Here is a 24,609-nt window from a genome sequence, read left to right as displayed (position 1 = left end):
CTCCCTCAAAAGGTGTGATGCTGCGCATTGCAACAATCACAAATAATGTGACGTGGAAGACAGACGCATTCGCCGGGAACGTGGCTATTTGGCTGCACCGGCAAGCCTACGAAAGACGCCGATTACGCATACAGCTTCAGGGGCCATTGAGGGGGCCTAACCAAGGGAGAGTGAATGTGGCCGAGTCTTTTTTTCTGCCTTACGAATACGTCGACGTTCTGACAAATCCTGGCCTGCAGACCAGCGCCGGCCGGGTCAAGCTTACGCAGTATCTTTGCAAGGACCGTGGTAACGGCGGCAACGACAGCGCAACCAGTTTTTTCAAGAATTTCCGTTGGATCAAGGATCCCCACGGCATCACGCTGAACCAGCATGTCGGCGGCCGCGAGATCGACCTGGCGCTGAAAGGCCAGGGAAACGACAAGACATTCGTCAAGATCTGGAACTTCATGCTGAAGAACAAGGATCTTTTGGACAAATACAAGGTTGAGGTCTGCGGCCGCGCGAACAAGGACGGCTCCAAGGATGTCGAGCAGACCGGCAAGATCAAGAAACTCTACTTCGACAAGATGTCCGATCAGGCGGCACTGCAGCAGATGGTGCAAGACCGTTTTTTCGGTATGGACTGCATAGGCTTTATCGCCAATTTCCTGATATTCACTGGTGAGTGGGACAAGTATTACGGTGTTTCACCCCGGCGGTATCCCGATCATGTCGCCAAGACCAACATCGACGACATCAACGAGGTCAAGCCACTCGATTTCATGGTCTGGAACGGACATGTGGCGATGATCGACTGGGTCTGGGAAGTTCTGGACGAGAAACGCGCGCGTATCGACATGTGCCAGAGCTCCAGCGGTGGTCCGCAATGCAACGAATACGTGATCCTGCGCCGTACCGGTGGCAAGGGTCTAAAGGGCGGTTGCGAATTCACGATCGACGGCGGCACCCCGGCCCCACCTGTGCGTGGCCATTTCACCATCTGGCGGCGGGAAGGGTTCTGGTATTGAGCACCAAGGTCCATTGGCGCGACAGGTTCATGCTGTCACCTGCCGCGCCGTTCAGGATTGCCCGTCAGATCAGGGATGGGTTGAGCTGTGCGAAAGCCTCCTGCCGCTGATAGGGAAAATGCGGATAGGGAGCAGTCCGCGCGCTCGAGGCATCAAGACGGGCAATCTGCTCGTCCGTCAGCGCCCAGCCCGTTGCTCCCAGATTGTCGCGAAGTTGCGCCTCATTACGAGCCCCGATGATGACCGACGCGACAGTGGGGCGTTGAAGCAGCCAGTTGATCGCCACTTGCGGGACTGTCTTGCCGGTTTCTTCGGCAATCGCATCCAGGACGTCGACGACCGAATAGAGCAGATCGTCCTCCACGGGAGGTCCGAAACTTGCGGTCTCATGCAGTCGGCTGCCCTCGGGGATCGGGTTGTTCCTGCGGACCTTGCCGGTCAGCCGACCCCAGCCAAGCGGGCTCCACACCATGGCGCCCAGGCCCTGGTCTGCGCCGAGAGGCATCAGGTCCCACTCGTAGTCCCGTCCGACGAGAGAATAATAGACCTGGTTTGCGACATAGCGCGGCCAGCCGTGTTTCTCCGCAACGGCCAGCGATTTCATGATCTGCCATCCGGAGAAGTTAGAAACGCCGATATAGCGGACTTTCCCGTCGCGGACGAGCTGGTCGAGCGTGGACAGCACCTCTTCCACCGGGGTGAAGGCGTCGAATGCGTGCAGTTGCAGAAGATCGATATAGTCCGTTCCAAGGCGCTTGAGTGCAGCCTCGACACCCCTGATCAGCCTGAAGCGTGAAGACCCTGCCTCATTGGGGCCATCCCCCAGCGGAAGGCTCATTTTCGTGGAGAGCAGCACCGCGTCGCGGCGGCCCTTGATTGCTTCACCGAGCACTTCTTCAGAAGCGCCTTCGGAGTAGTTGTCCGCGGTGTCGAACAGGTTGACGCCGGCCTCGAGGCAGATGTCGACAAGGCGGCGCGCTTCTGCGACGTCCGTCGTGCCCCAATGACTGAAGAGTGGGCCGGAGCCACCGAATGTGCCCGCACCGAAGCTGAGGGCGGGAACCTTGAGCCCGGAGTTTCCAAGATAGCGATAGTCCATGTCGGTGATGCCCTTTCTAGCTGGCAGTCTGGTGAGTGGAGATCGGGGAGGGCGCGCGCCGCCGCTCAATCGCGAAGGAGGCAAGTGCGACCACGATGGCGAGGAGGGGGAAGCCCGCGGCGACCAGAGGCAGGTTTTCAAGTCCGGGCCCACGGGAGATGGCCAGGCCGCCGGCCCAGGCCCCAAGTGCGTTGCCGAGATTGAAGGCGGCAATGTTCAGGCTGGACGCAAGGCTTTCTCCAGCGCCAACGGCCTTTGACAGAACCCAGGACTGAAGCGGAGGAACCGTTGCGAAACCGGCCACGCCGAGCAGTCCCGTCAGCACCACGGCCGCGGTCTGGTTTCCAAAGGCGGCGGACATGACCGCCAGCACGAGTGCCAGGGCTGCCATGCTGCCGATCAGCGCGGTCTTCAGTCTGATGTCGGCAAGTTTTCCGCCCAGGAGATTTCCGGCGACCAGCCCCCCGCCGAAGATCAGCAGGATCGGGGATACTGCCGTGTCGGCAAATCCACTGACCTGCGTCAGCAACGGAGCGATGTAGGTGAACAGGGTGAAGACGCCTGCAAACCCCAGGACCGTGGTCAGGAAGCCGAGAAGGACGGATGCGCGCGACACGGCCTTCAGATCGGCCCGCCAGCCGGATTGTGCGGCGCGCGAACGATCCGTCGGAACGAGCAGAATGAGCACGGCCAGTGCGGCCAGGCCGATCAGCGTCACGGCCCAGAAGGTCATGCGCCAGCTGAATTGCTGGCCAAGCCAGGTTCCGGCAGGCACGCCGAGGATGTTGGCAAGCGTCAACCCCGTGAACATGATGGCAATTGCGGATGCCTGCTTGTCCTTGCCGACCATGGAGGCGGCGAAGACCGAGCCGACACCGAAATAGGTTCCGTGGGCGAGGGCCGTGAGGATACGGGCTGCCATCAGCAGGTCGTAGCTGGGCGCAAGCGCGCAAGCGGCGTTCCCGATGATGAAGATCACCATCAGGCCGATCAGCACGCGCTTCCTGTTCCAGGTCGCGGTGAAGACGGTCAGGATGGGCGCGCCGACCACGACCCCGAGGGCGTAGCCGGAGATGAGCATTCCTGCTGCAGCGACCGAGACACCAAGATCGCGGCTGACCTCTAGCAGAAGGCCCATGATGACGAATTCTGTGACGCCGATGCCGAAGGCTCCGGCCGCCAGTGCATAAAGAGCAAGGGGCATTTTGGATCCGGTCCATGAAATTTCGATGGACGGAACCTAGGCAGTGCTCATATCATGAACTATACGTCCGAAATTAATATAATAAGTGAATTGAAGTCATATGTCGCGCGTCAGTATAAACCGCAGCGGTGAGATGGAGGTCTTTGTCCAGGTTGTTGAACTGGGCGGGTTTTCCCACGCTGCCAGGCACCTGGGGATGACCCAGTCCGCAGTCAGCAAGCTGATTTCCCGGCTCGAGACACGGCTTGGCGCACGGCTTTTCAACCGGTCCACCCGACGCCTGGATCTGACGGCCGAAGGATGTGTCTTTTACGAGCGTGCGCGAGAAATTCTCTCAAGCATCGATGAAGCGGAACGGCAGGCAGGGTTGGGCGAGCAGCCGGTCGGCCGCATTCGGCTGAACACCAGCGCCTCCTATGCGACCCACATTCTTGAGCCGGTCCTGCCCGTGTTCCTCGAGCAGTACCCCGACATCTCTCTCGAAATCGTTCTGACCGACGCCTTGATCGACCTTCTCGCGGAGCGGACGGATGTTGTGGTGCGAGCAGGGCCGCTCAAGGACTCCAGCCTGGTAGCACGCAAGCTCGGCGAAACGCCGATGCTGATCGTCGCCTCGCCTGACTATCTTCAGCGTGTCGGGGAACCTGCCTGCGTCGCGGATCTGGAGGGGCACAGAAAAATCGGGTTCAACTATCCGCGGGAAGTCGATACCTGGCGCTTTCTGCGAGACGACGAACCGATAGCAGTCTGCCCGCCCGGGCGCGTTCAGGCGAGCGACGGCGAAGCCATCCGCCGGCTGGCGATCAACGGCCTTGGACTGGCGCGTCTGGCCGCCTTTACAGTAAGGGATGACATCGCCGCGGGACGTCTGAAGCCGGTTCTTGAAAAGTGTTATGCGGACGACAGCGAAGCCTTCCACGCGGTCTACACCGGCCAGGGCGGACCTTTGCCGGCACGTGTCCGCGTGCTGCTGAATTTTCTCGCTGAACATGGTGCCGTGACCTGACGCGCGGCTTTCGAACTGCCTTACTTGAAACACCCCAGATGAACGCCTTCGAAATCGCTTGAGCAGGCCACCAGGCTCATGAGGGATTTCTGGGCGTTGGTGAGGCCTGCTGCCGGAACGGGCGCTTCAACGCGAATGGTGGCGGCCCGGTTGCCGGAGCGAAGGGCGAGCCAGTAGTAGGAGGTGCCGGTTTCAGTGTCCTCGCCGGACCGTACCAGGGTGTCCGGCTTGTCCTGGCTATAGAGAATGCTGGTTCCTTCCGCCTGCTCTGCCAACTCTTCAAAAAGGTTTGTCGGGCCGGTCTGTTCGACAATCGTCAGCCCTTCGCCGAGGTAACTGCGCGACCATTGTGTGGCGGCCATGGTTTCCACGGGCCAGGGGCGGCTGTGGCTCGGCAGGTGCGGGTTGGCGACCCGGCCTTTGGCGGCTTCTATTTCTTCCCAAACCACGCGTGGCAGGTCGTTCAGCTTTTCATCAGGAGCCATCAGCACATGGTTGAGCGGCCCCAGCTTGATGAAAGCGTCCGTTGCCCGTCCTCCCCGATAACCAAGCGACGACCAGCCGCCGTCTTTCGAATTGTGAAACGACAATAGCGGCTCGAAGATTTCGCCGTCGCTGACCAGCCGGTAGAGTGACATGGTATCGATGGTGCCGGACTGCTTGTCACGCGGAACGCCGCAGCCAGCAACGTTGAGCGGCCGGTCGGCAAGGTCGTAGAGCCTGATCCTGTCGCCCTCCGGTGTGCGGCCGTCGTTGGTATCTTCCAGCAGTGACGCGTCGAGAAGGCCCAGGGGTTGCTCGTAGTGCAGCGCGGCCAGGCGGCTGCACACGTTCAGGATCTGGTTCTCGAACGGGATGTTCAGAAGGGCCGGGTCGAAGCTGGGCAATTGCGCCCTGATCGCAAAGAGCGCCACGGGGGTATCGATTTCATAAAAACCTTCCGGACCCATGCTGATGATCCGGTCCAGAACATGCTGACTGACCGAGTAGCGTGTCAGGTTCTTGACGATGTCGGCAATCGCAAGCCGGGTCAGCTCGAGCAACTGACCCAATTGACCGCCGCGGACGGCGGCAACCGCAGTCTCTTCGGTAAAATAGGGCGAGTGGAAACCGACCCTTGCGCCCGGTTCGATGGTGCGGTCGATGAAGGTACCGATGCCGCCGGTCGGCCAGAAGGACGAGCCGCCCAGAAACGCCATGGCACAGGCCGAAACGCAGCTGTCTCCGGCTTCGACCACTGTTGCGATGGTGTTGTTTCTGAAGAAGTCCGCCAGCTTTACCCCGGCTGAATAGGACCCGCCGGGGCTCGACAGCGAGACGATAGCGCGCGGCCCGCCAAAATCGTTGTTGCAGGCCGCCCCCGAACAGCGCGCCAGTTGCGCGAAGGCCTCCTCCACGCGCTCGCCATCCTCCGCCCGTATTTCCCCTTCCAACCGCAGATGCACCACCGGCGCGGCGTCACTGTAGCGGAAGGAGACAAGTGTCAACTCAGCGGATGAGGCGTTCTGAGTGCTCAGCAGCAGCGTGGCAAGAAAGAAAAAGGGCCGGGCAGGAAAACGGAAGGGCATTGCAAATCAGGCTTTCGAAATGTCACCAGGCTGCACCTGCCACCAGGAGAGAAGTTCGCATTTCCCAAACAGTCAAAAACTGGAAAATTCCGCGGTGGAGGCAATAGGTGTGCTGCCATTTGGCGTGAACAGAAATCGGGAAAACCATAGCATGGGTTCTTCCGCGCTCACATCGCAAGATATGAAACCTGTCCTTTTAAGGCAGTTCTGTGCCGCGACTGCCTGAAGCCCTGCAGGGCGATCAAGAACCAGTCTTCTTCTGGCGTGGACGCCTCGCCCAGATTTTCAGGTCGACGATCACTTTCACCGTCGCGGCAACTGCCAAAGCACAAAGCGCGGCCTTGGACAGTGTCTCCATCGTGCCTTCGATCAACAGCGCATGGGCGGCACTGCCGATGACGATTAGCATTGCAAGCAGGGTGTGGAGGCGGCGCCAAAGACGCGGAGAGATTGGCAGGCGCCGTCTGACCGCGGCGAGCAATGCTGCGGCGAATACCGCCCACATGGCAAGCACGCCCCAGACGGAAAAGGGTGTCGGTGATCTGAAGAGAAGGGCGTCGATGACATCCGGCGGACTGGTGATCCAGAGCCCGCCGACATGAAGGATGATTGCCAGCACCAGCAACGAACCGCTCCAGCGGTGCAGGCGCCTGCCCTTCAGGCCTTCAGCACCAGGGAGATAACCTCCAGCCAGCAAGGGCTGCAACAAGAGCAGTGCCATCGCTGTGATACCGGCAAAGCCTGCAGCGATATAGACCGGCTGGCGCCATTGCAGCAGCGGGCTTGCCGCCGCCGCGAACATCGGCACAGCAAGGATCGTTGCCAGGATGGCCCATTTCAGAAGAGCACGAAGGCGGTTCATGCCGTCGGGCAAGTCCGGGTCAAGCAGGCTGCAGCACGAAATGTGCTTCCAGGCTGGTGTCGGCCGAGCTTCTCATCACTGGCCGCAGAAAGACGGTTTCGAACTCTCCGCTGTCATAGGCCAGATGCCCGTGGGGCTGGCCGAAGGCCGGAACGATCTGCGGCATTTCCAGGCGAAAGACGCCATTGGCATCGGTGAGCGTCGCGCCATGGCTGCGCTGGTCGCGTTCGTTCCCCTCGGTCGTATGTGCCCAGATCTGAATGCGCTGGCCTGCCAGCGGGACACCGTCACCTGCGCGCCGCACGGTTCCACTCATCCAGAAACCGCCACCGCCAATCCTGTCGACAATGGGCGCACCTGGCCGATAGTTGTTGGACCCGCCCCGCATCGAGGGTGTCGGCGCCACGCCTTTGGCCTGTGCGGGAACACTCAACCCGGATGCTCCCGACACCAGCAGGGCGGTTCCGGTGACAAGCAGGTTTCGGCGGGTAATGAGACCGGATGTCATGAGTAATCTCCTGTCGGGCGTTTGGGCCCGGCTCCTTGTGGGCACCGGGCGCGTCCGATGTTCAAGTATAGGGTGTTTCCGGGCATTTCCGAGGCATCGGGACGTTTCATTCAGCGGATCGTGCTCACACCTGCGTGAGCAAACGGCATCGCTTTCGGGTGGTCGGACTGTTGCAATTTTTCAATCGCTTGAAATTTTCTCGGGATTTCGCGTCTGCATGGGATTTTTCCGGATTTTCTTCGCCAGCAATGTGACGTAACGTTCGGCGCAGATGCAAGAAGCCTAGAGTTGCCTTGGTGTTGGCTCTTGGATACAGGCCTGAGGGCCTTCGCAAGGCGCGGTAAAGCTGCCGCATTGTAAACTGATCCAGGACGCGGCCTTGGCGTTACGGTCAGCAGTCTTACCCGACCCTTGAACGACCAAAGAGTGAGACATTGAAGACCGGCTTCATTTTCCTCATCGCTGCAATTGTGACTTTTTGTTCATTGGTTCCTTCACTGGCAGGCAACGCTGCAGGTTTTGCCCCGCTCAAGCTGGAAGGACATCTCGTGAAATGGGGAAAGACGGAGCTCGGCACGCCGGCTCACGTCACCTATGCCTTCGTGCAGCAGCCCATCGTGCAGGAGAAAGCGCGAAATTGCGGAGCGATGGACAGTCTGGCGCGCCTTGCGCGCTTGAGTTCCCTGGGCCTTGAGGACGTGCGGCGCCAGGCATCGCTTGCTTTCCAGCTTTGGCAAAATGTCAGCGGGCTCACCTTCGAAGAGATAGCGGACGTGAACGCGGCAGATATTCTGCTGGGCGTGCAGTCCATTCCAAGGGGATTTGCGTTCACCAACGTCAGGTTTCAGTCCGACTTTGCAGATCGTCCGAAGTCGAATGTGACCGACGTTTCGGACCGGGGTCTCGGAAAACCCGGCCGGCAACCGGAAGCACGGTCAGGTGCCACGGCGGCGGCCAAGCTTGCCCGCATCACCCGGTCTGCCGTTTGTCTCAATCCGGTTCACAAATGGAAGATCGGCTTCGACGGCGATTTGAAGACCTACGATTTGCAGTACACCTTTGCCCATGAAATCGGTCATGCGATCGGCCTCGATCACTACCTTCGCAAGAGCTCGATCATGCACTTCAAGTACCGGGAAACCTTCGAGGGTCTGCAGCCGAGCGATATCGAGGGAGTGCGGTGGCTGTACGGTGCCCGTATAGATTGAATCGATCATCAAATTGACACGTTTTGCGGGTATGTCCCGTCACGTGTCAATGGGTAACCTGCTGATATTTAAAAGCTAATTTTATCAGGCCTTTGCCCGAAAAGGCCAATTTTGCTTCCTATCTGTTTGTCTACGCATCGGTGAGGGCGAACGGGTTGTCTGCTCTGCCGGCGCGGCAACAAGGGAGTGAATCATGAAACGCAACATCGTTCCGGCCACAATCGCCGCCCTGGCGCTGTCGCTCAGTCCCGCGCTGGCGCAGGAGACCTCTCAACCCCGCGAAGCAGACCCGATGATCCAGGAAACAATGCCCGAGGGCGATGCGCCTGAGATCGCGTTCGAAGGCGTGACCCCGTTCCTTGCCCAGCAGGAATCCGGCCATTGGCTTTCCAGCAACCTGATCGGGCAGGAAGTCACCAATCCGGCTGGCGACACGATTGGCGAGGTGGCCGCGCTTGAAATCGATGGCGAAGGCAAGGTCGTTGGTGTCGTGATCGAGGCAGGAGGGTTTCTGGGCCTCGGCACCAAGCTGATCGGCGTTCCCTATGATGCGGTCGAGCACAGCAAGGTGGAGCCGGGCGACCAGAAGCTGGTGATCAAGGCCTCTCTGGACGAGGTTGATGCAGCTCCTGCGTTTCTGACGTCTCTGCAGATACGCCAGGCGGAAGAAGCTGCAAAGGCACGGCAGGAGGCCGAGCAGCTGAATGCCCCCGCAGTGGGTGAACCTCAGACGGCGCAGTAACCATGGCCGCCTGCGTTCTCATCTGGAACGCGCAAGGACGGATCGGACCGGGTCACGCAATGTGGTCCGGTCTTTTTTGAAAGTGCCAGCTTTCGGCTCCGACCCTGAAGCGCTACGGCGGATCTATTCCTTGGATTTCGCGCAGCTGCCCCGGCCGGAAGATTGCCCGCCCATGGCTTCGCACGTAGGATGCCGCCATGGGGCGTATTCTGGAAACCGAGCTCTATCCGCCGGTCAAAGCTTTTCTTGTTGAGCAGGGATATGAGGTGAAGGCCGAGGTCGGTTCGGCCGATATCGTCGCGTGCCGCGAGGGCGCGGATCCGGTGATTGTCGAACTCAAGACCGGGTTCACCTTGAGCCTGTTTCATCAGGCAGTCGTGCGCCAGTCGGTGACTGACGCAGTCTATGTCGCGGTTGCCCGCGGCAAGGGGCGGCAGTTTCTCCAGTCCCTGAAGAAGAACCTGCAGCTTGCCCGAAGGCTGGGCCTTGGCGTGATCACCGTCAGGCTGCCGGATGGCGTTGTCGAGGTGCACCTGGACCCGGCGCCTTTCACCCCGCGCAAGTCCAGGGCGCGCAAGGATCGGCTCCTGCGGGAGTTCGCCCGCCGGGTCGGTGATCCGAACACCGGCGGTTCGACGCGCACCACGCTCGTGACGGCCTATCGCCAGGATGCGATCCGCTGCGCGGAACATCTTTCCACCAACGGCCCCAGCCGCGGCGCGGATGTCGCCAGGGCAACAGGCGTCGCCACCGCAACCCGCATGATGGCCGACGATCACTACGGCTGGTTCGAGCGGGTGGAAAGAGGCATCTACGCCCTGACGCCCAAGGGACTGGCGTCTCTGGGCACGCCGGAGGAAGCTGCCGGATAGCTGTTCTAAAGCCCGTTGATCGGCGTGCTGAGCGCATAATACTCGAGGATGTTGCCATCCGGATCGGTGACCTTGAATAGACTGATCGGCCCTTCGCTGATCAGGCCGGGGGCCTTCAGCGCATCGGGGGCGACTGTCTCGACATGCTGCAGAGCCGCCTGAATGTCGTCGACCTTCAGATAGGGGACTGCGTTGCCGCCAAGCTTGGCGTCCGGCGCGAAGGTCTGTTTTGAAATGACGGCAAACAGCCCACCGGCCACATCGAAGCCGATGAAGACATCAGTTTCCACCGTGGGGGCGGCGCTGAAGAGGTCCTGGTAGAACTCGCGTGAACGGCTCAGGTCGCTGGACAGCACATAGACGCCAAGTCGTTGAAAGGCTGCTGCTTGTGAATTTGTCATGTCTGTCTCCTGCGCATGAAGCGCTGTTCCGCTGGTCAGAAAAAGGATCGCGAGGATCCACAAAAGGTGTCTTGTCAGGTTTCGGGTCATGGTCTCCGGACGCTTTTCAACTCTGGTGTCCGGGTCCTATAAAGGCCCCCTGCTGACACCGTGTTGGCAGCATCGTGCCGGGGAGACGGGCCATGCGGCGCGCGGACAGACTGTTTGAAATCATCCAGATCCTGCGACGGGTGCGCCGGCCGGTGTCGGCGCAGGCGATCGCGGACGAGCTGGAGGTTTCCAAGCGCTCGGTCTATCGCGACATCGCCACCTTGACGGCGCAGCGCGTGCCGATCCGGGGCGAAGCCGGTGTCGGCTATGTTCTGGAAGAGGGCTTCGACATGCCGCCCCTGATGCTGACACCCGAGGAAATCGATGCGGCGGTTCTGGGGGCCTTGTGGGTTTCCACCCGCGCCGAGCCGGAACTTGCCAGGGCAGCGGAAAACCTGATCGCCAAGATCGAGGCCATCACGCCCAGGCCCTTGCGCCGCCACATCGCGGCAGCCGCGATGAGCGTGCGGCCCGTCAGCCCGGCATCAGAGGACAAGGTCGATGCGGCCATGCTGCGGCAGGCCATTCTGGAAGGCAGGAAGGTGTCGCTGGGGTACCGTGACGGCGATGGCAGGGAGAGTAAGCGCGTGGTCTGGCCCGTGTTGCTGGGCTACCGGGACGAAGGCCGCATCCTTGCGGCCTGGTGCGAGCTGCGCCAGGGCTTCCGCTATTTCCGCACCGACCGCATGACCTTCGCCGAGGCGCTGGATCAACGCTATCCGGAAAGCCGCGGCTCATTAAAGGACCGTTGGCGGAAGGCCATGGATGCCGAGCGGGAAAGCTATTTCCCGCGCGCCTGAGCGCAAGCAACTCACCCCTTGCGCCCCAGATAGACCGCCTGGGTCACCTCGCGCCCGTCCTGCAAGGGGTTTGCGAACACCACCGGCTCGGCCCAGGCCGCGTCAAACGCCTGGCCAAGCAAGGCCGTGATGGCCTCATCCGGGGCTTCGTCCGACCACAGCCCGACGATCCCGCCGGGCTTCACGAACCGCTGGACGGAGCGCAGGCCCTCGGGCGTGTAAAAGCCTTTTGACCCGCCATGCAGCAGCCGTTCCGGGGTGTGGTCGATATCGATCAGCAGCGCGTCATACTGGCGGCCGGGCCTGTCTCTATCAAAGCCGTCTTCTGAGGCTGCCATGGCGAAGAAATCGCCCTGCACCAGCCGGCAGCACGGGTTGTCGGCAAGCTCGGTTTTCATCGGCACGAGACCTTCCTCATGCCAGCGAATGACGGGTGCCAAGAGGTCAACCACGGTAAGGTCGGCAACGCTCTCGTGCGCCAGGACGGCCTGCGCGGTATAGCCAAGCCCAAGTCCGCCCACCAGCACGTCCAGCTTGTCACCGTCGAGGGCCGCAAGTCCCTTGTCCGCCAGCGCGATTTCCGAGGCGGTGAACAGGCTCGACATCAGGTGTTCCTCGCCAAGGAGGATTTCGAAGACGTCGGTCTTCAGCGCCAGGATATGCCGGCGGCGCAGGGAAATCGCGCCGATCGGCGTCGGCGCGTAGTCCAGTTCTTCAAACAGCCTGCTCATCTCAGCAATAGCGCTCCGGCCCGATGCTTTGCACGTCCGAGTAGCGGTCGCCGTGGGCCCAGCCAACGGGCAGCACAGCCTCGATACGCTCCAGATCCGTCGCCGTCAGGTTCAGCGCCGCGCCCGAGACGCATTCCCGCAGGTGCTCCACGGAGCGCGTTCCCGGGATCGGGATCACATGCGGCCCGCGGGTCAGCAACCAGGCATTCGCCAGCCCCGCCGCCGTCGTGCCCATCTCCGCCGCAAGCTTGCGGAAGCCTTCCATGATGCGCAGGTTCTCCGTCAGGTTCGGCTCCATGAAACGCGGGTTGGTGCTGAGGAACGGCAGCTCGGCGATCCGCTCGCGCGGGATCGGATGGTCCGTCAGCAGCGAGCGGCCGACGGGCGAGAAGGCCACCATGGCAACACCAAGCTCGGCGCAGGCCTGCACCAGCCCGAGATCGGGCGCGCGCGTGGAAAGCGAATATTCCGATTGAACGGCCGCGACAGGAAACACCTTCATGGCGCGCCGCAGGGTCGACGGCGCGATTTCCGACAGGCCGATGGCGCGAGTCTTGCCCTTTTCGACCAGCCGGCCGAGATTGGCCGCCGTTTCTTCCGGCGTGAAGCGCGGATCGCGACGATGGGCGTAGAACAGGTCCACGCACTCCACGCCAAGCCGCTGCAAAGACTTGTCCAGCTCGGCTTCAAGGTGCTCCGCCGAATTGTCGAAGCTGCGGTTGCCGTTCGCATCGGTGGTGATCGTGGCCTTTGTCGCGATCACGAATTCGTCCCGCGCACCAGGATTGGCTTTCAGATAGCTGCCGAGGGCGCTTTCCGATTTGCCCATGCCGTAGACATTGGCCGTGTCCAGATGCGTGACACCCAGATCGCGGCAGGCATTCAAAATGGCGTGGCTTTCCGTTTCGTTCGTCGGCCCGTACATGTCGGAGAAGGACATCGCCCCATAGCCGATGGCACCCACTTCCGGCCCGTTGGCACCCAATCTGCGTTGTTCCATGTGTCCCCTCTATGCGCTGGAAAAGCTGAAGAGTTCTTTTCTTAAGCCATTGTCCCGGGCGCTGAAAGGGCGGAAGTGGCAGCTCGGTGGGTGTTGGTTTTCTGGTCACGCGCGACGAGGACTTAGAGGGCAGGTTTCTGCTTTCGGGCCGAATCTGCCGTTCGTGCGTCACCGGCAGAGTGACAGCTCCGCACTCGAACCTAACTTTGATAAGCAGTAGTCTAACACTGGCGATGAGTTCATACGTCCAGCTATCTTAGCACCATTGACCTATGACGAAACCGTTGTCGGCTACATCGACACATTGTACTTGATCTCTGCTGTTGCTAGAAATTGTGGAAGCGTTCGACAATGACATAGATTGGCATAAATTATGGCGTTTCCTCAACAGACCTTAGACAGCTTTCATAAAGCAGCCGTTTCGTTGAAACTGTATAGTCGCGCTGAACTGAGTGATGAGAAAAACAGAACTCTGATTGAAAAACTCTATGTCGATCCGTTGCCAAACGAACAGGTTTTCAAATCACTATTAGCGCCGACTACCACCTTCTTGGTAGGACGAAAAGGCACTGGAAAATCGACCGTCTTCCAAAGAGTTCAACACGAAATAAGGAAGAACAATCGAGGTGCGGTATCCGCATACATGGATATACGCAATGTATATGAAGCCTCGCAAGTTGATCCATCCTCGCTTGAACGTGTTGAAGAACTTAAAGATGCTATGTCTTCCAGTCAGATAGAGCGTTTTTTGCTCTTGAAGCGTTTCTTTAAGAGTTTGCTAGTCGATGTTCGAGATGAAATGCAGTCTCAGATTCGCCAGAATTTCCTTAGCAGACTTAAAGATAATTTAGTCGGAAGCTCTGATGAGTGCTTTGAGCGCCTAAACGAAGTCATCGAGCGACTCGAGAAACCAAATTACGAAGATATCGCGGGTTATATTGTTTCGCTACGGAAGTTGCAATCCGAACACTCTGGAAAGCAGGCCGCAGAGGCAGGCGCTTCTTTGAGCTTGGATCCTGTCAAATACAATGCTTCTGCAAATCTTAAAGTTTCTGGATCTGTTTCAGAAGCAAAATCTGAACAGGAAGAGTATAGCCAAATATTAATGAGAATTGTTCAGGTGCCCGACGTAATCGATCAGTTGAGGGTGATTCTTCGCAGTATCGACATGAAGCATCTATATATTTTCTTGGACGATTTTTCGGAGTTACCTTCAGATGCCATGCAGGTGGTTGTGGATAGTCTGATATCTCCACTATCGCGATGGTCCGACTTCATAAAGTTTAAAATAGCTGCTTATCCTGGACGTATTTATCTAGGTAGTTTGGATAAAACAAAGATAGAGGAGGTTAGCCTAGACATTTATGACCTTTATGGCGGTGCTGGCGTTAGCCAGATGGAAGAAAAAGCCACTGACTTTGTGCGTCGCCTTGTCGAGAAGCGCTTGTCCTTCAACAAAATTGATCAAACCACCATTTTCCCCTCCAGTCGGATGGACGAGTTTTACCGCACACTTTTTTTTGCGACGATGGCTAATCCGAGAATACTAGGTCACGTTTTACTCTATTCATATGAGTCGAACCTAATCTATGGAAAGACTATCGGTATTAGGGCCATCCAAGACGCTTCCGAACGTTTTTTTGATGAGAAAGTCCTTCCTTTTTTTAGTTCTGGGATTTTCCGCTTGGCATTTAGGGAGCGATCATCCATTTTTTCTTTGAAAGAACTTCTCGAAAAAATCGTACGCAAAGCGCGTTCTCTTCGCCAAGAAGGGTCTCGCACTTCCGACGGTTCTTCTGACAGCACTTATTCTAGTCATTTCTACATCGCGCGTGATTACGATGATCTTCTTCTTTCGCTTGAGCTTGCCTTTTTCGTAACGAAGTATTTTGAGCAATCTGACCGTGAAGGAAATCGAGTATCAGTTTTTGCGCTCAACTATGGTCTTTGCACAAAATACCAGATCGGTTTCGGGAGACCTTCAGAAAAGCGTTCCGACCGTTTGTTCTTTATGAGCCGCCGCTTCGATTACAATAGCATTATAAGAGAATTTATTAACTCAAATCAGGAAATTTGCTGTGACTTCTGCAAAAAAGACTTTGATGTTGAGATTTTGCCAGCTCTGAAGCTGATGAAGATGCGCTGCCCGTCGTGCGGCCAGGGGCATTGCGAGGTGGTTAACCTTTCAAGGAAGTACGAAGATGTAATCAAGTCGGTTGATGACAGCCTTCTACTTCCTGAGACTGAGTTAGGAATTCTTCAAGCTCTAAAAACTGAGAAAAGAAATATGGTTGCCGCGGAGATTGCCAGTGAGCTTGATTGTTCGGGGCAGCTGGTTGGTAGGCGTGGCCGCAAGCTGTATGAACGGCGCTTGGTATCGCGCAAAAGTGCTGGCCAAGTTTATTCGTACGCGCTTACGGAACAGGCTGAAACGGCTTATTTCGACGGTATCGCAAATCAAGGCCTTAATATTGATGATTGATGGCATGACGACCTGATTGGCTTGGTAGACTTTACAAAGATCGCTCCCCACCCATCCCAGACACCTCCCCTCAATGAAAATCCCGGCTCGGGAACAGGCGCTTGGCCTGTTCGCGCGGGTGCATGGCACGGGTGCGTTGTACGTCTGATTTCAGATGCACCGGCACGTCGTCGGTCTTGGTGGTCGTCTGTCCCAGAACGTCGTCGTTGGGGTGGCCCAGAAGGGACAGGTCGCGGGAGCGGTCTTCTATGTGGTCGGCGATCAGGTGAACGACCATGCCTTCGCGCTCCAGCCGGCCGGTGACCTTCAGCAGCCGTCCGCCGAGAACGGCGGGCCGGAATTTCTCGTACATCTTCGGCCAGACGACCACGTTGGAAACGCCGGTCTCGTCCTCCAGCGTCAGGAAGACCACGCCCGAGGCCGTGCTGGAAGTGGCAGCTCGGTCGGCTTTGATTCCCTGGCCAAGAGTGGCCAGCCCTTTCAAGGCAGTCTCGTGCATTCAGCCCGAAGCTGCTACTCGTTCTGCATGCGGGGAAGGACTGCAACAAGGCCAAATTGACCTTTCCAGCCCCATGAGGATTATTGGCTCAACTGTGTAAACACGCTTGGAATACGCAAGATGAATTCAATCAAGCTCGGGGAATGGGAAATGTGGATCGAGGATGGAAGCCTACCATCCATCTTTGGTTCATACCTCGATCATGCAGAATTTGTGGATCAGATCGACCTCAATAATTCTGAAGGCCGGTTTCTCTTCTTGGGCTTCTCAAAAGGCAATAACGCAAACGGATGGCCACCCGTCATCGTTGCCCAAAAGTATCAGGATTCACAGCGAACTTTCAGCCCCGGAGTTCTATTGATTCCAGATACTTCCTTAGCGTTTGTCGGCGCTGGTGAACGCCTGCTATGTTATAATATCGAAGAACAGAGGAGGCTTTGGGAAGACGAAACCGACTACGGTTTTTTCGCCTGGTACCAGTCCGGCCCCTATGTGTTGATGTCCGCCGAATTGGAGTTTGGCGTTTGGGATCAATTCGGAAAAAAGCTGTGGTCTACTTTTGTAGAGCCGCCCTGGGACTTTAAGGTTCGTGGCCAATTTGTCGAACTAACCGTGATGGGCGACTGCAGCATTTATAGATTGTCAGATGGCTTGAGGCAGGTTTGAGAAATGGCAGTTTTAGGCTTTCATTTGGACCAATTGGATCAGATTGCCACACGTGTCATCAAAAACAGCCATGTGAACTGCCCCTGCATCCATCGGTTCGGTAATGAAAGTCACGCCGCGCTCGCTTAGTTTCTTCCATTCTGCATCGAGGTCTTGCACTTGAAATGAGTGTGCGGCGATGCCATCGGCAATGATTGCTTCTTTGTATGGACCCACGGCTGGATGCTCACTTGGTTCAAGCAGCAACTCGGTTCCCTCTGGATCTTCTTCTGAAACAACAGTCAGCCAACGGTTGGTGCCCAACGGAATGTTGTGTTTCACCTTGAATCCGAGGATTTCGGTATAGAATTTTTCGGCCTTGTCCTGGTCATCGACAAAGACACTCGTGACGTAGATTTTCATGTCTTGGTCCCTTTCGGTTTGTAGGTTGTGAGCCATGATGCAGCCGCGATGTGGTCGTCGCTTATGCTGAGTGAATGCGTCTTCGTGCGGCCCTTCCAGGCGGTCTTGATTAGGCCCGCCTTCTCCAGAACAGCGAGATGCTGGGAGACTGTCTGTCGGGACAACGCAACCCCGTCTTCGGCAACCGACGCGGCACATACTTCGAACAACGACTGAGCAGGTTGCTTGCTCAGACGATCAATGATGCGACGGCGTGTGCTGTCAGATAGCGCCTTGAAAATTAGGTCGAGCTGATCATCTTTCATGGTACCTATATGCAGTAATTTTACTGCATGTCAAGTGCAGTAAAATTACTGCATATCAAACTCACTTCCAAAGCGAGCCTGGGGGAGGGACGAGCGAGCGGCAGTTTCCTCCGCTCTGTTACTGCCAGTTCAAAGCGCAGCGATCTTCCGCTCCCCCGCCCATCCTAGACACCACCCCTCAATGAAAATCCCGGCTCGGGAACAGGCGCTTGGCCTGTTCGCGCGGGTGCATGGCGCGGGTGCGTTGTGCGTCTGATTTGAGATGCACCGGCACGTCGTCGGTCTTGGTGGTCGTCTGGCCCAGAACGTCGTCGTTGGGGTGGCCGAGAAGCGACAGGTCGCGGGAGCGGTCCTCGATGTGGTCGGCGATCAGGTGAACGACCATGCCTTCGCGCTCCAGCCGCCCGGTGACCTTGAGAAGTCGTCCGCCGAGAACGGCGGGCCGGAACTTCTCGTACATCTTCGGCCAGACGACCACGTTGGAAACGCCGGTCTCGTCCTCCAGCGTCAGGAAGATCACGCCCGAGGCCGTGCCCGGCCGCTGGCGGGTGATCACCAGCCCGCAGACGGAAACGCGGCGCGCCTCGCGCGGGGTCAGCGCCGCCAGCCGGTCATGCGGGGTCAGATGCGGGATATGCGGGCGCAGCAGTTCCATCGGGTGGGCGCGCAGGGTCAGCCGGGTGGACAGGTAATCCTCCACCACTTCCTGCCCCAGATGCATGGTGGGCAGGAGGACATCCGGCTCGAAGATCGCCTCGCCGTCGATGGGGTCGTTGAAGAGCGGCAGCGGCTTGGGGCTGCGGATGGTTTTCACCTGCCAGAGCGCGGCCCGGCGGCTGAGCCCCATGCCGGCAAAGGCATCGGCTTCGGCCAGCCGTTCCAGCGTGGCCGGCATGACGCCGGTGCGCAGCCACAGGGTTTCCGTGTCCGGATAGCCGTTGCCGCGGGCCGCGACGATCCAGGCCGCGTCCTCCTCGCGCAGGCCCTTGATCTGGCGAAACCCCAGGCGCAGCGCCAGCGCGCCGTCGCTGCGCCGCTCCAGGGTGTTGTCCCACAGGCTGGTGTTGACGCACACGGGGCGTACCTCCACCTGGTGCTCGCGGGCATCGCGCACGATCTGCGCCGGGGCATAAAAGCCCATCGGCTGGGCATTCAGCAGCGCGCAGGCGAACTCGGCCGGGAAGTGGCATTTCAGATAGGCCGAGACATAGGCCAGCATGGCAAAGGCGGCCGCATGGCTTTCCGGAAAGCCGTATTCGCCGAACCCTTCGATCTGGCCGAAGCAGTTCTGGGCGAATTCCAGCTCGTAGCCGCGCTCCAGCATGCCGGAGATGAACTTGTCCTTCAGCTGCCCGATGGTGCCCATGCGCCGGAAGGTGGCCATGGAGCGGCGCAGCTTGTCGGCTTCCGACGGCGTGAACCCGGCGGCGACCACGGCAATCTGCATCGCCTGTTCCTGGAACAGCGGCACGCCGAGCGTCTTGCCCAGCACCTCCTCCAGCGCCTTGGAGGGGAAGGTGACCTTCTCCCGGCCCTGGCGGCGGTTGATGTAAGGGTGCACCATGCCGCCCTGGATCGGGCCGGGGCGCACGATCGCCACCTCGATGACAAGGTCGTAGAACTGGCGCGGGCGCATGCGCGGCAGGAAGTTCATCTGCGCCCGGCTTTCCACCTGAAAGACGCCGATGGCATCGGCCACGCACAGCATGTCATAGGTCTTCCTGTCGGCCTGGGGCACGGTGCCGAGTGTCAGTTCCTGGCCGTGGTGGGTGTCGATCAGCTCGAAGCACTTGCGGATGCAGGTCAGCATGCCGAGGCTGAGCAGATCCACCTTCAGGATGCCGAGCGCGTCGATATCGTCCTTGTCCCATTCGATCACCGTGCGGTTTTCCATGGCCGCGTTCTCGATCGGGCAGAGCGCGTCGAGCCGCCCCTGCGTGATCACGAAACCGCCGACATGCTGGCTGAGATGACGCGGAAAGCCGATGATTTCGCGGATCAGCTCGATGGTTTGGCGAACGCGCGGATTGTCGAGATCGAGCCCGATCTCCTTCATCCGCGTTTCTTCCGGCCCCTTGCTGGAACTGCCCCAGATCTGCCCGGCCAGCGCGGCGGTGACATCCGCATTCAGGCCCATCACCTTGCCGACCTCGCGGATCGCCGCGCGGGTGCGGAAGTGGATCACCGTGGCGCAGAGCCCGGCGCGGTGGCGGCCGTATTTTTCATAGACATACTGGATCACCTCCTCGCGGCGTTCATGCTCGAAATCGACGTCGATGTCCGGTGGCTCGCCCCGGTGTTCGGAGATGAAACGCTCCGACACCATGGTGATGGTTTCCGGCCCCACATCGGTGATGCCGAGCGCATAGCAGATGATGGAATTGGCCGCCGAGCCGCGCCCCTGGCACAGGATGTTCTTGCTGCGGGCAAAGCGGATGATGTCATGCACGGTCAGGAAATAGGCGGCAAAGGCAAGTTTGCGGATCAGCTTCAGTTCCTTTTCCGCCAGCGCCAGCGCATGGTCCGGCACGCCCGCGGGATACCGCCTCTCCAGCCCCTCGTAGGTCAGCCGTTCCAGTCGCTCCTGGGGCGGTTCGTTGCCCGTGATCTCGTCCGGATATTGGTAGGAAAGTTCGGAAAGATCGAAGCTGCAGCGGGTGGCGATCTCAAGCGTCCGGCGCAGGGCTGCCGGATGGTGGCGGAACAGCCTTGCCATATCCTCCGGCGCCTTCAGCCGGCGTTCGCCATTGGGCAGGGCCCGTGTGCCAATATCGTCGATGGTGCAGCCTTCGCGCAGGCACGTCAGCACGTCGGCCAGCCGGCGCCGGCCGGCATGGTGCATCATCACGTCGCCGACGGCGACCATCGGCGCGGCAAGCGAATGCGCCGCGCGGGCGCAGGTGCGGAACCAGGCCTGGTCGGTGCCGTCATAGCGGGGCGCAGCGCCCAGAAACACATGTCCTGGCGCTTCCTGGCGCAGGCGGCGAATGTGATCCTTAGCCGACTCACAAATTGTCTCGCGCGCCATCTCCGGCTGCGGCAGGGCAATCAGGATCATGCCCTTGCAGGCGTTCATCAGGTCAGAGAAATTCAGGTGGCACTCGCCCTTTTCCGCGCGCCGCTTGCCAAGGGTAAGCAACTGGCTCAGCCGCTCATAGGCGGCCCGGTCGGTCGGCAGCGCCACCCAGTGCAGCGGGCTGTCCTGCAGGCAAAGCCGCGCGCCGACGATCAGCCGCGGCAGCTTCAGCGTCTGCGGGGCAGGCAGGGGCGGGCTCGTGTTCATCTCCTTGCGGGAGGACGTGTCGATCTGCGAATGCGAGCGGATCTGAACGCCTTCCTCGGCCGCTGCCCGCTTGATCTCCTTCAGCGCCGAATAGGCCCGGACAACCCCGGCCAGCGAATTGCGATCGGTAATGGCAACCGCATCGAGATTGAGCATGGCGGCACGGGTCACCAGCTCCTCCGGATGGGAGGCCCCCCGCAGGAACGAAAAATTCGACGTCACGGCCAGCTCCGCATAGCGGACAGGCTCGGGCTGAAACTCGTCAGGCGACGGAAGCACGCTCACCGGCAGGCCTCCCTGTTCTTTCCGGCGCTGTCCTTGCAAGACAGATGCGCGGGATCCCCTTGTCCCCGCGTGCCGCCCTGGCGAAGCAAAAGCGCAAAGCCCGGTCCCAACCGCCGGTCCGTTTGCCCTTCAGGCACCGGAAGCCCCTGACGGCACCGCTCTGCAAACGAGTGGGTCCCGGATCTCGCGATGCTCGTCCGGGGTGACACCGGGCAAGGGGCGGGGAGGGCCGGAACAACAACCATCCTCTCCATCGTCATCCCGGACGCAGCGCAGCGGAGATCCGGGACCGGGGAGCCCAGGATCTGCGAGCCCGGGATCTGCGAGCCCAGGACCGGGAAGGCGATAGAGGCAAGGCGTGAACTGCGGAAGCCCATCAGCCGAACTCCCCTTGCACGAACCAGGCCGGGTGCTGGGGCGTGTGGAACAGCCACAGGCGCTGGCCCTGGTGGGTGGCGATGCGCCAGTAGTCGCGCAGGCCCTTGGCCCAGCTGTCGTCCAGGTCCCACCAGGCGGGGGTGATCCGTTCCGGCCCCTCGGCCTCGAACACGGTCAGGGCCCGGCCGCGCCAGCGGAAGCGCCGGGGCGGTTCGAAGCCGGTGCCGGAAATCGGCTCGGGCGCGAACAGGCGGATCGGCCGCGGACGGTTGGCGGGCCAGGCTTGCGCCGGGCGGCTATAGGCGGCTGGCACCAGCTTGAAGCTGCGCTCGGGAATGTGGCTGTCGACCGGCTGGAACCGCAGGATGTTGTCGAGGCCCACCCGGTTGCCGAGCTGGGTGATGAGATCGTCGAGCCCGTCCTTCTCCAGGCCCTCGGTGCGGTCCAGCTGGCGCATGCCGAGCGGTTCCACCTCGGTTGCCTCCAGGCGGATCATGTCGATGCCATAGCCCGCATCCACCGCGCTGACCCCGCGCTCGAACAGGGCCAGGATCCGTTCCGGGTCGCGCATCGGCCGGGCGAGCTTCAGTTCCACCGCCTGGTTTTCCTGATCGACCCGGCGAAAGGTCAGCTTCAGGCTGCGTGCGCCCTTCTGCGCGGTGTCGAGCCGCTGGCACAGATGCGCGGTCAGCCGGCGTGCGGCGGCCATGACATCGTCCAGAAGGCCGATGGGGTCGGGCAGGGTCATGCGCACGGCAAAGCCCGGTTCCTCGCCAAGGGGAGAAATCTGCTCGGGCAGCGCCCCCAGCGCCTGGTCGAGGCGGCGCAGGACGTCGGGTTCGTACCGCCGGGCAACGGTGGCGCGCGGCAGATTGTAAAGCTGCGAAACCGTGGCGATGCCGAGCCGTTCCAGACTGGTGCAGGTCTGGTCGGACAGCCGCAGGGCCGACAAGGGCAGCGGGCCGATGCGGGCAAGGGTCTCGCCGGTCCCGGCGATGCCTTCGGCAAACCGGGACAGCGCCCAGGCCGTTCCCGGGGTATCGGCAAGGCCGAGCCGGGCGGTCAGCCCCGCCCGGGCCAGCCGGGCGCGGATATCGTCCAGCAGCGGTTCCTCGCCGCCAAGCAGATGGGCCGAGCCGGTGATGTCGAGAAAAAGGCCGTTGCGCCCGTCAAGGCCGACCCAGGGGCAGTAGCGGGTCGCCCATCGGGCCAGCAGCCTCAGGAAACGCTGGTCGGCGGCCGGGTCCGCCGGGCGGGTCAGCAGACCGGGGCAGAAGCTGCGCGCGTGAACCAGCGTCATGCCGCGGTTGAGGCCGAAGCTTTCGGCACGCGGACACAGGTCGTAAAGGCGCTCGGAATTGCGGTCGAAGAGGCTCAGCGCAAAGGGTGCGTCGACGGGCCGGGCACGCAGGGAGCGCTCAGCCGCCAGCCTCGGAAACCACAATGACACGATGCGCCGCTGCATCCCAACGTACTACCCATTCCGACAATGTTCCTATTTTGTTCTTTATAAGCGACCAGCGCCAATGAGTCGAGTCGTGACCATTTTGACGAGGCTCCGGCGCAAGACCGGAAGACGGGGCGGATTGGGCCGGAAGACAGGTGCTGCGCCAGCGGGTTTCAGCGGCATTGCTGCCCGCGCCTTCCGGGATCAGCAGGATGGCCGTGGTGCGTCCGGCCTCGGCCGCCAGCTGCAGCCGGCGGCCCTCCGTCAGTCCGACGGTGCCGGAAAGTTCGGCCACCACCAGCCCGGCCGCGCCGGACCTGAGCGCGGTTTCCGCACTTGCCAGAGCAGTCAGCTGGTTGCCGGCGCGGGTCAGAAGCAGCCGGCCCGGATCGCAGTAGGCCGCAAGGCCTTCCGGGTTCACCGTCGGGCGCCAGTCTTCCGAAATCCACACGACGGCCCCCTTGGCCATCCCGGCGGCGATCGCGGCAAAGCTCAACGCGCTGTCGCCGCACACTTCGTGCGCGCGGGCGTGTTTCAACGGAAAGACGGAGGAGAATTTCAAGGACATGCAAGGATCGTCTGTAGCAATCGGTTGAGCAAAGCCTAACTCATGGAAGCTGTTTGCGGAACCGGATACGGTCAGTATCCATTCCAAACAGCCGTTGCCGGGCACGAGCCGGGTTGCTATACGCCCGGCACAACAGGCAGGAAAGCACCAATGACCAGCAGCCTTCTGGACGGCCGGAAGATCAGGACGATTTCCATCGTCGGCAACGGACCGATTTCCGAGGCCGATGCGCCGGAAATCGACAAGGCGGACCTGGTGCTGCGCTTCAACAGTGCGCCGGCTCTCGGGGTTGCGGGGCAGCGGATCGACGTTCTGATGCTCAACCGGGCCCGGGTCTATATGTCGAAGCGGATCAACCCGCTTGCCCTGGAACGCGCGCCGGAAGTCTGGGTGAACGACATAAAGGAGAACGGCGAGGTCGACTGGCTGTTCGCGCGCGAATGCAAGCCGCGTTATCTCGGGTTCGGCCCGACGAACAAGGCGCGGGAACACCTGAAGAGATTCGATCCGTTCGACCGCAGCAACCCGACATCGGGTGCGTCCATCATCGCCGAATTCCTGGATGTTCTGCCGGACGCCGAAATTCACCTCTTCGGCTTCACCCATCAGGGCAAGCAGCACACCCACGACTGGGATGCGGAAAAGCAGTGGGTCCAGCAGCTCTGCGACGAGGGGCGGATCCACAAACACCTGACGCCAGGGCCGAAGCCCCGGCGGAGCCTCAAGGGCAAGCTGGAATACGCCTTCCGGTTTCTGGAGAAGCGGGCCAAGCATTATCTCCACAACAAGATCCTGCATTCTTCCGAAAGCACGAAACGCCGGATCTTCGGACAGGACGCCTGAGGCGCCAAAAGCGTCATAAAGGTATCTGACAAGCACCCGTAAAGTGCCTTGCCGGGTCCGCAGCTCCGGCTTCGGGCCTGCAGGCGATTGAAAAAATCTGCACTTTCCACAGGCCGGTGAATGTCACCAAGAGTTCATATGAACGACTGAACAGTTTCATATGAGCCAACTAAATTCTGCAAAAAGTCCAGCATTAACCGGGATTGCGGCAAGGGTGGAGCCGTGTCCGGGGGCACGCTTTTGCTGTCGGACGAGAACTTGGCTTCCGCCGGAAATGCAGCCCTGGATCCCATCAAGGGTCGGGATTCTTCAAATTTCCTGCGTTCCCTCTTGCGGACGCGGTCAAGGCG

The 24,609-nt window shown here is 60.2% G+C and carries 23 protein-coding genes; 9 read left to right on the top strand and 14 right to left on the bottom strand.

The genetic code is table 11. The features are described from left to right. Positions 1-176 precede the first annotated feature (176 nt). Positions 177-1,010 carry a hypothetical protein gene (locus FIV05_RS03020; RefSeq protein WP_077290953.1) on the top strand — a complete coding sequence of 278 codons (834 nt, stop codon included), beginning with the start codon at positions 177-179 and terminating at the stop codon, positions 1,008-1,010. Positions 1,011-1,074: 64 nt separating this feature from the next. Here FIV05_RS03020 and FIV05_RS03015 read toward each other — a convergent pair whose 3' ends face one another. Both FIV05_RS03015 and FIV05_RS03010 read right to left on the bottom strand, forming a co-directional pair. Continuing rightward, entirely contained in the window at positions 1,075-2,109 is a 1,035-nt protein-coding gene (locus tag FIV05_RS03015) for an aldo/keto reductase (protein WP_152508628.1), read from the bottom strand. A gap of 16 nt (positions 2,110-2,125) precedes the next feature. Continuing rightward, positions 2,126-3,313 (bottom strand): MFS transporter, encoded by a 1,188-nt coding sequence (locus tag FIV05_RS03010; protein WP_152508627.1) that lies wholly within the window; start codon positions 3,311-3,313, stop codon positions 2,126-2,128. 100 nt (positions 3,314-3,413) lie between these two features. On the opposite strand from FIV05_RS03010, the gene FIV05_RS03005 reads away from it, so the two are divergent. Beyond that, entirely contained in the window at positions 3,414-4,319 is a 906-nt protein-coding gene (locus tag FIV05_RS03005; protein WP_173013755.1) for a LysR family transcriptional regulator, read from the top strand. Positions 4,320-4,339: 20 nt separating this feature from the next. Here FIV05_RS03005 and FIV05_RS03000 read toward each other — a convergent pair whose 3' ends face one another. From FIV05_RS03000 to FIV05_RS02990, 3 genes are all read right to left on the bottom strand, one after another. Beyond that, the gene (locus FIV05_RS03000; RefSeq protein WP_152508626.1) at positions 4,340-5,887 is read right to left on the bottom strand and encodes a hypothetical protein; all 1,548 of its coding nucleotides are present in this window, start codon (positions 5,885-5,887) and stop codon (positions 4,340-4,342) included. A gap of 241 nt (positions 5,888-6,128) precedes the next feature. Then, positions 6,129-6,749 (bottom strand): ferric reductase-like transmembrane domain-containing protein, encoded by a 621-nt coding sequence (locus tag FIV05_RS02995; RefSeq protein ID WP_152508625.1) that lies wholly within the window; start codon positions 6,747-6,749, stop codon positions 6,129-6,131. 19 nt (positions 6,750-6,768) lie between these two features. Beyond that, a complete protein-coding gene (locus FIV05_RS02990) occupies positions 6,769-7,257 on the bottom strand; it encodes a twin-arginine translocation pathway signal (RefSeq protein WP_152508624.1) in 489 nt (162 codons plus the stop codon). 548 nt (positions 7,258-7,805) lie between these two features. On the opposite strand from FIV05_RS02990, the gene FIV05_RS02985 reads away from it, so the two are divergent. From FIV05_RS02985 to FIV05_RS02975, 3 genes are all read left to right on the top strand, one after another. Beyond that, the gene (locus FIV05_RS02985) at positions 7,806-8,465 is read left to right on the top strand and encodes a matrixin family metalloprotease (RefSeq protein ID WP_152508623.1); all 660 of its coding nucleotides are present in this window, start codon (positions 7,806-7,808) and stop codon (positions 8,463-8,465) included. A 193-nt stretch (positions 8,466-8,658) separates the two neighbouring features. Continuing rightward, positions 8,659-9,207 carry a PRC-barrel domain-containing protein gene (locus tag FIV05_RS02980; RefSeq protein ID WP_152508622.1) on the top strand — a complete coding sequence of 183 codons (549 nt, stop codon included), beginning with the start codon at positions 8,659-8,661 and terminating at the stop codon, positions 9,205-9,207. Positions 9,208-9,404: 197 nt separating this feature from the next. Next, positions 9,405-10,079, top strand: a complete 675-nt coding sequence (locus FIV05_RS02975) for a DUF2161 family putative PD-(D/E)XK-type phosphodiesterase (protein ID WP_152508621.1) — start codon at positions 9,405-9,407, stop codon at positions 10,077-10,079. A 5-nt stretch (positions 10,080-10,084) separates the two neighbouring features. Here FIV05_RS02975 and FIV05_RS02970 read toward each other — a convergent pair whose 3' ends face one another. Next, positions 10,085-10,480: a VOC family protein gene (locus FIV05_RS02970; RefSeq protein ID WP_152508620.1), complete on the bottom strand. Its 396-nt coding sequence runs from the start codon at positions 10,478-10,480 to the stop codon at positions 10,085-10,087. Positions 10,481-10,662: 182 nt separating this feature from the next. Between FIV05_RS02970 and FIV05_RS02965 the strand changes: the two genes are divergently transcribed. Beyond that, the gene (locus tag FIV05_RS02965) at positions 10,663-11,370 is read left to right on the top strand and encodes a YafY family protein (RefSeq protein ID WP_152508619.1); all 708 of its coding nucleotides are present in this window, start codon (positions 10,663-10,665) and stop codon (positions 11,368-11,370) included. Positions 11,371-11,381: 11 nt separating this feature from the next. Here the strand turns inward: FIV05_RS02965 and FIV05_RS02960 are convergent, their stop codons facing one another. Both FIV05_RS02960 and FIV05_RS02955 read right to left on the bottom strand, forming a co-directional pair. Then, positions 11,382-12,101: a spermidine synthase gene (locus FIV05_RS02960; protein WP_173013754.1), complete on the bottom strand. Its 720-nt coding sequence runs from the start codon at positions 12,099-12,101 to the stop codon at positions 11,382-11,384. Position 12,102: 1 nt separating this feature from the next. Continuing rightward, positions 12,103-13,101 carry an aldo/keto reductase gene (locus tag FIV05_RS02955; RefSeq protein ID WP_152508618.1) on the bottom strand — a complete coding sequence of 333 codons (999 nt, stop codon included), beginning with the start codon at positions 13,099-13,101 and terminating at the stop codon, positions 12,103-12,105. Between the two features lie 373 nt (positions 13,102-13,474). Here FIV05_RS02955 and FIV05_RS02950 point away from each other — a divergent pair, with 373 nt between their 5' ends. Then, positions 13,475-15,583, top strand: a complete 2,109-nt coding sequence (locus tag FIV05_RS02950; RefSeq protein WP_152508617.1) for a hypothetical protein — start codon at positions 13,475-13,477, stop codon at positions 15,581-15,583. A gap of 70 nt (positions 15,584-15,653) precedes the next feature. Here the strand turns inward: FIV05_RS02950 and FIV05_RS02945 are convergent, their stop codons facing one another. After that, positions 15,654-16,082, bottom strand: a complete 429-nt coding sequence (locus tag FIV05_RS02945) for an OB-fold nucleic acid binding domain-containing protein (protein ID WP_209009843.1) — start codon at positions 16,080-16,082, stop codon at positions 15,654-15,656. A 120-nt stretch (positions 16,083-16,202) separates the two neighbouring features. Here FIV05_RS02945 and FIV05_RS02940 point away from each other — a divergent pair, with 120 nt between their 5' ends. Beyond that, entirely contained in the window at positions 16,203-16,748 is a 546-nt protein-coding gene (locus FIV05_RS02940; protein WP_152508616.1) for a hypothetical protein, read from the top strand. A gap of 12 nt (positions 16,749-16,760) precedes the next feature. Here the strand turns inward: FIV05_RS02940 and FIV05_RS02935 are convergent, their stop codons facing one another. The 5 genes from FIV05_RS02935 to FIV05_RS02915 all read right to left on the bottom strand — a co-directional run bounded on the left by FIV05_RS02935 (position 16,761) and on the right by FIV05_RS02915 (position 23,416). Beyond that, positions 16,761-17,150: a VOC family protein gene (locus FIV05_RS02935; protein ID WP_152508615.1), complete on the bottom strand. Its 390-nt coding sequence runs from the start codon at positions 17,148-17,150 to the stop codon at positions 16,761-16,763. Further along, positions 17,147-17,455, bottom strand: coding sequence for a metalloregulator ArsR/SmtB family transcription factor (locus FIV05_RS02930; protein WP_152508614.1), 309 nt, complete (start codon positions 17,453-17,455; stop codon positions 17,147-17,149). Before FIV05_RS02930 ends, FIV05_RS02935 begins: the two co-directional genes overlap by 4 nt. A 178-nt stretch (positions 17,456-17,633) precedes the next feature. After that, complete coding sequence (locus FIV05_RS02925) at positions 17,634-21,023, bottom strand: error-prone DNA polymerase (protein WP_152508613.1); 3,390 nt, start codon at positions 21,021-21,023, stop codon at positions 17,634-17,636. Between the two features lie 376 nt (positions 21,024-21,399). Next, the gene (locus FIV05_RS02920; RefSeq protein ID WP_022999625.1) at positions 21,400-22,866 is read right to left on the bottom strand and encodes a DNA polymerase Y family protein; all 1,467 of its coding nucleotides are present in this window, start codon (positions 22,864-22,866) and stop codon (positions 21,400-21,402) included. Then, positions 22,820-23,416, bottom strand: coding sequence for a hypothetical protein (locus FIV05_RS02915; RefSeq protein ID WP_022999626.1), 597 nt, complete (start codon positions 23,414-23,416; stop codon positions 22,820-22,822). The genes FIV05_RS02920 and FIV05_RS02915 overlap by 47 nt, the downstream gene beginning before the upstream one ends. A gap of 150 nt (positions 23,417-23,566) precedes the next feature. Between FIV05_RS02915 and FIV05_RS02910 the strand changes: the two genes are divergently transcribed. After that, entirely contained in the window at positions 23,567-24,259 is a 693-nt protein-coding gene (locus FIV05_RS02910; RefSeq protein WP_152508612.1) for a hypothetical protein, read from the top strand. Positions 24,260-24,609 lie beyond the last annotated feature (350 nt).

Origin of the sequence: Labrenzia sp. THAF191a, from assembly GCF_009363335.1 — a bacterium.
Classification (GTDB): domain Bacteria; phylum Pseudomonadota; class Alphaproteobacteria; order Rhizobiales; family Stappiaceae; genus Roseibium; species Roseibium algicola.
This window is presented reverse-complemented; position numbering and strand designations above follow the sequence as displayed.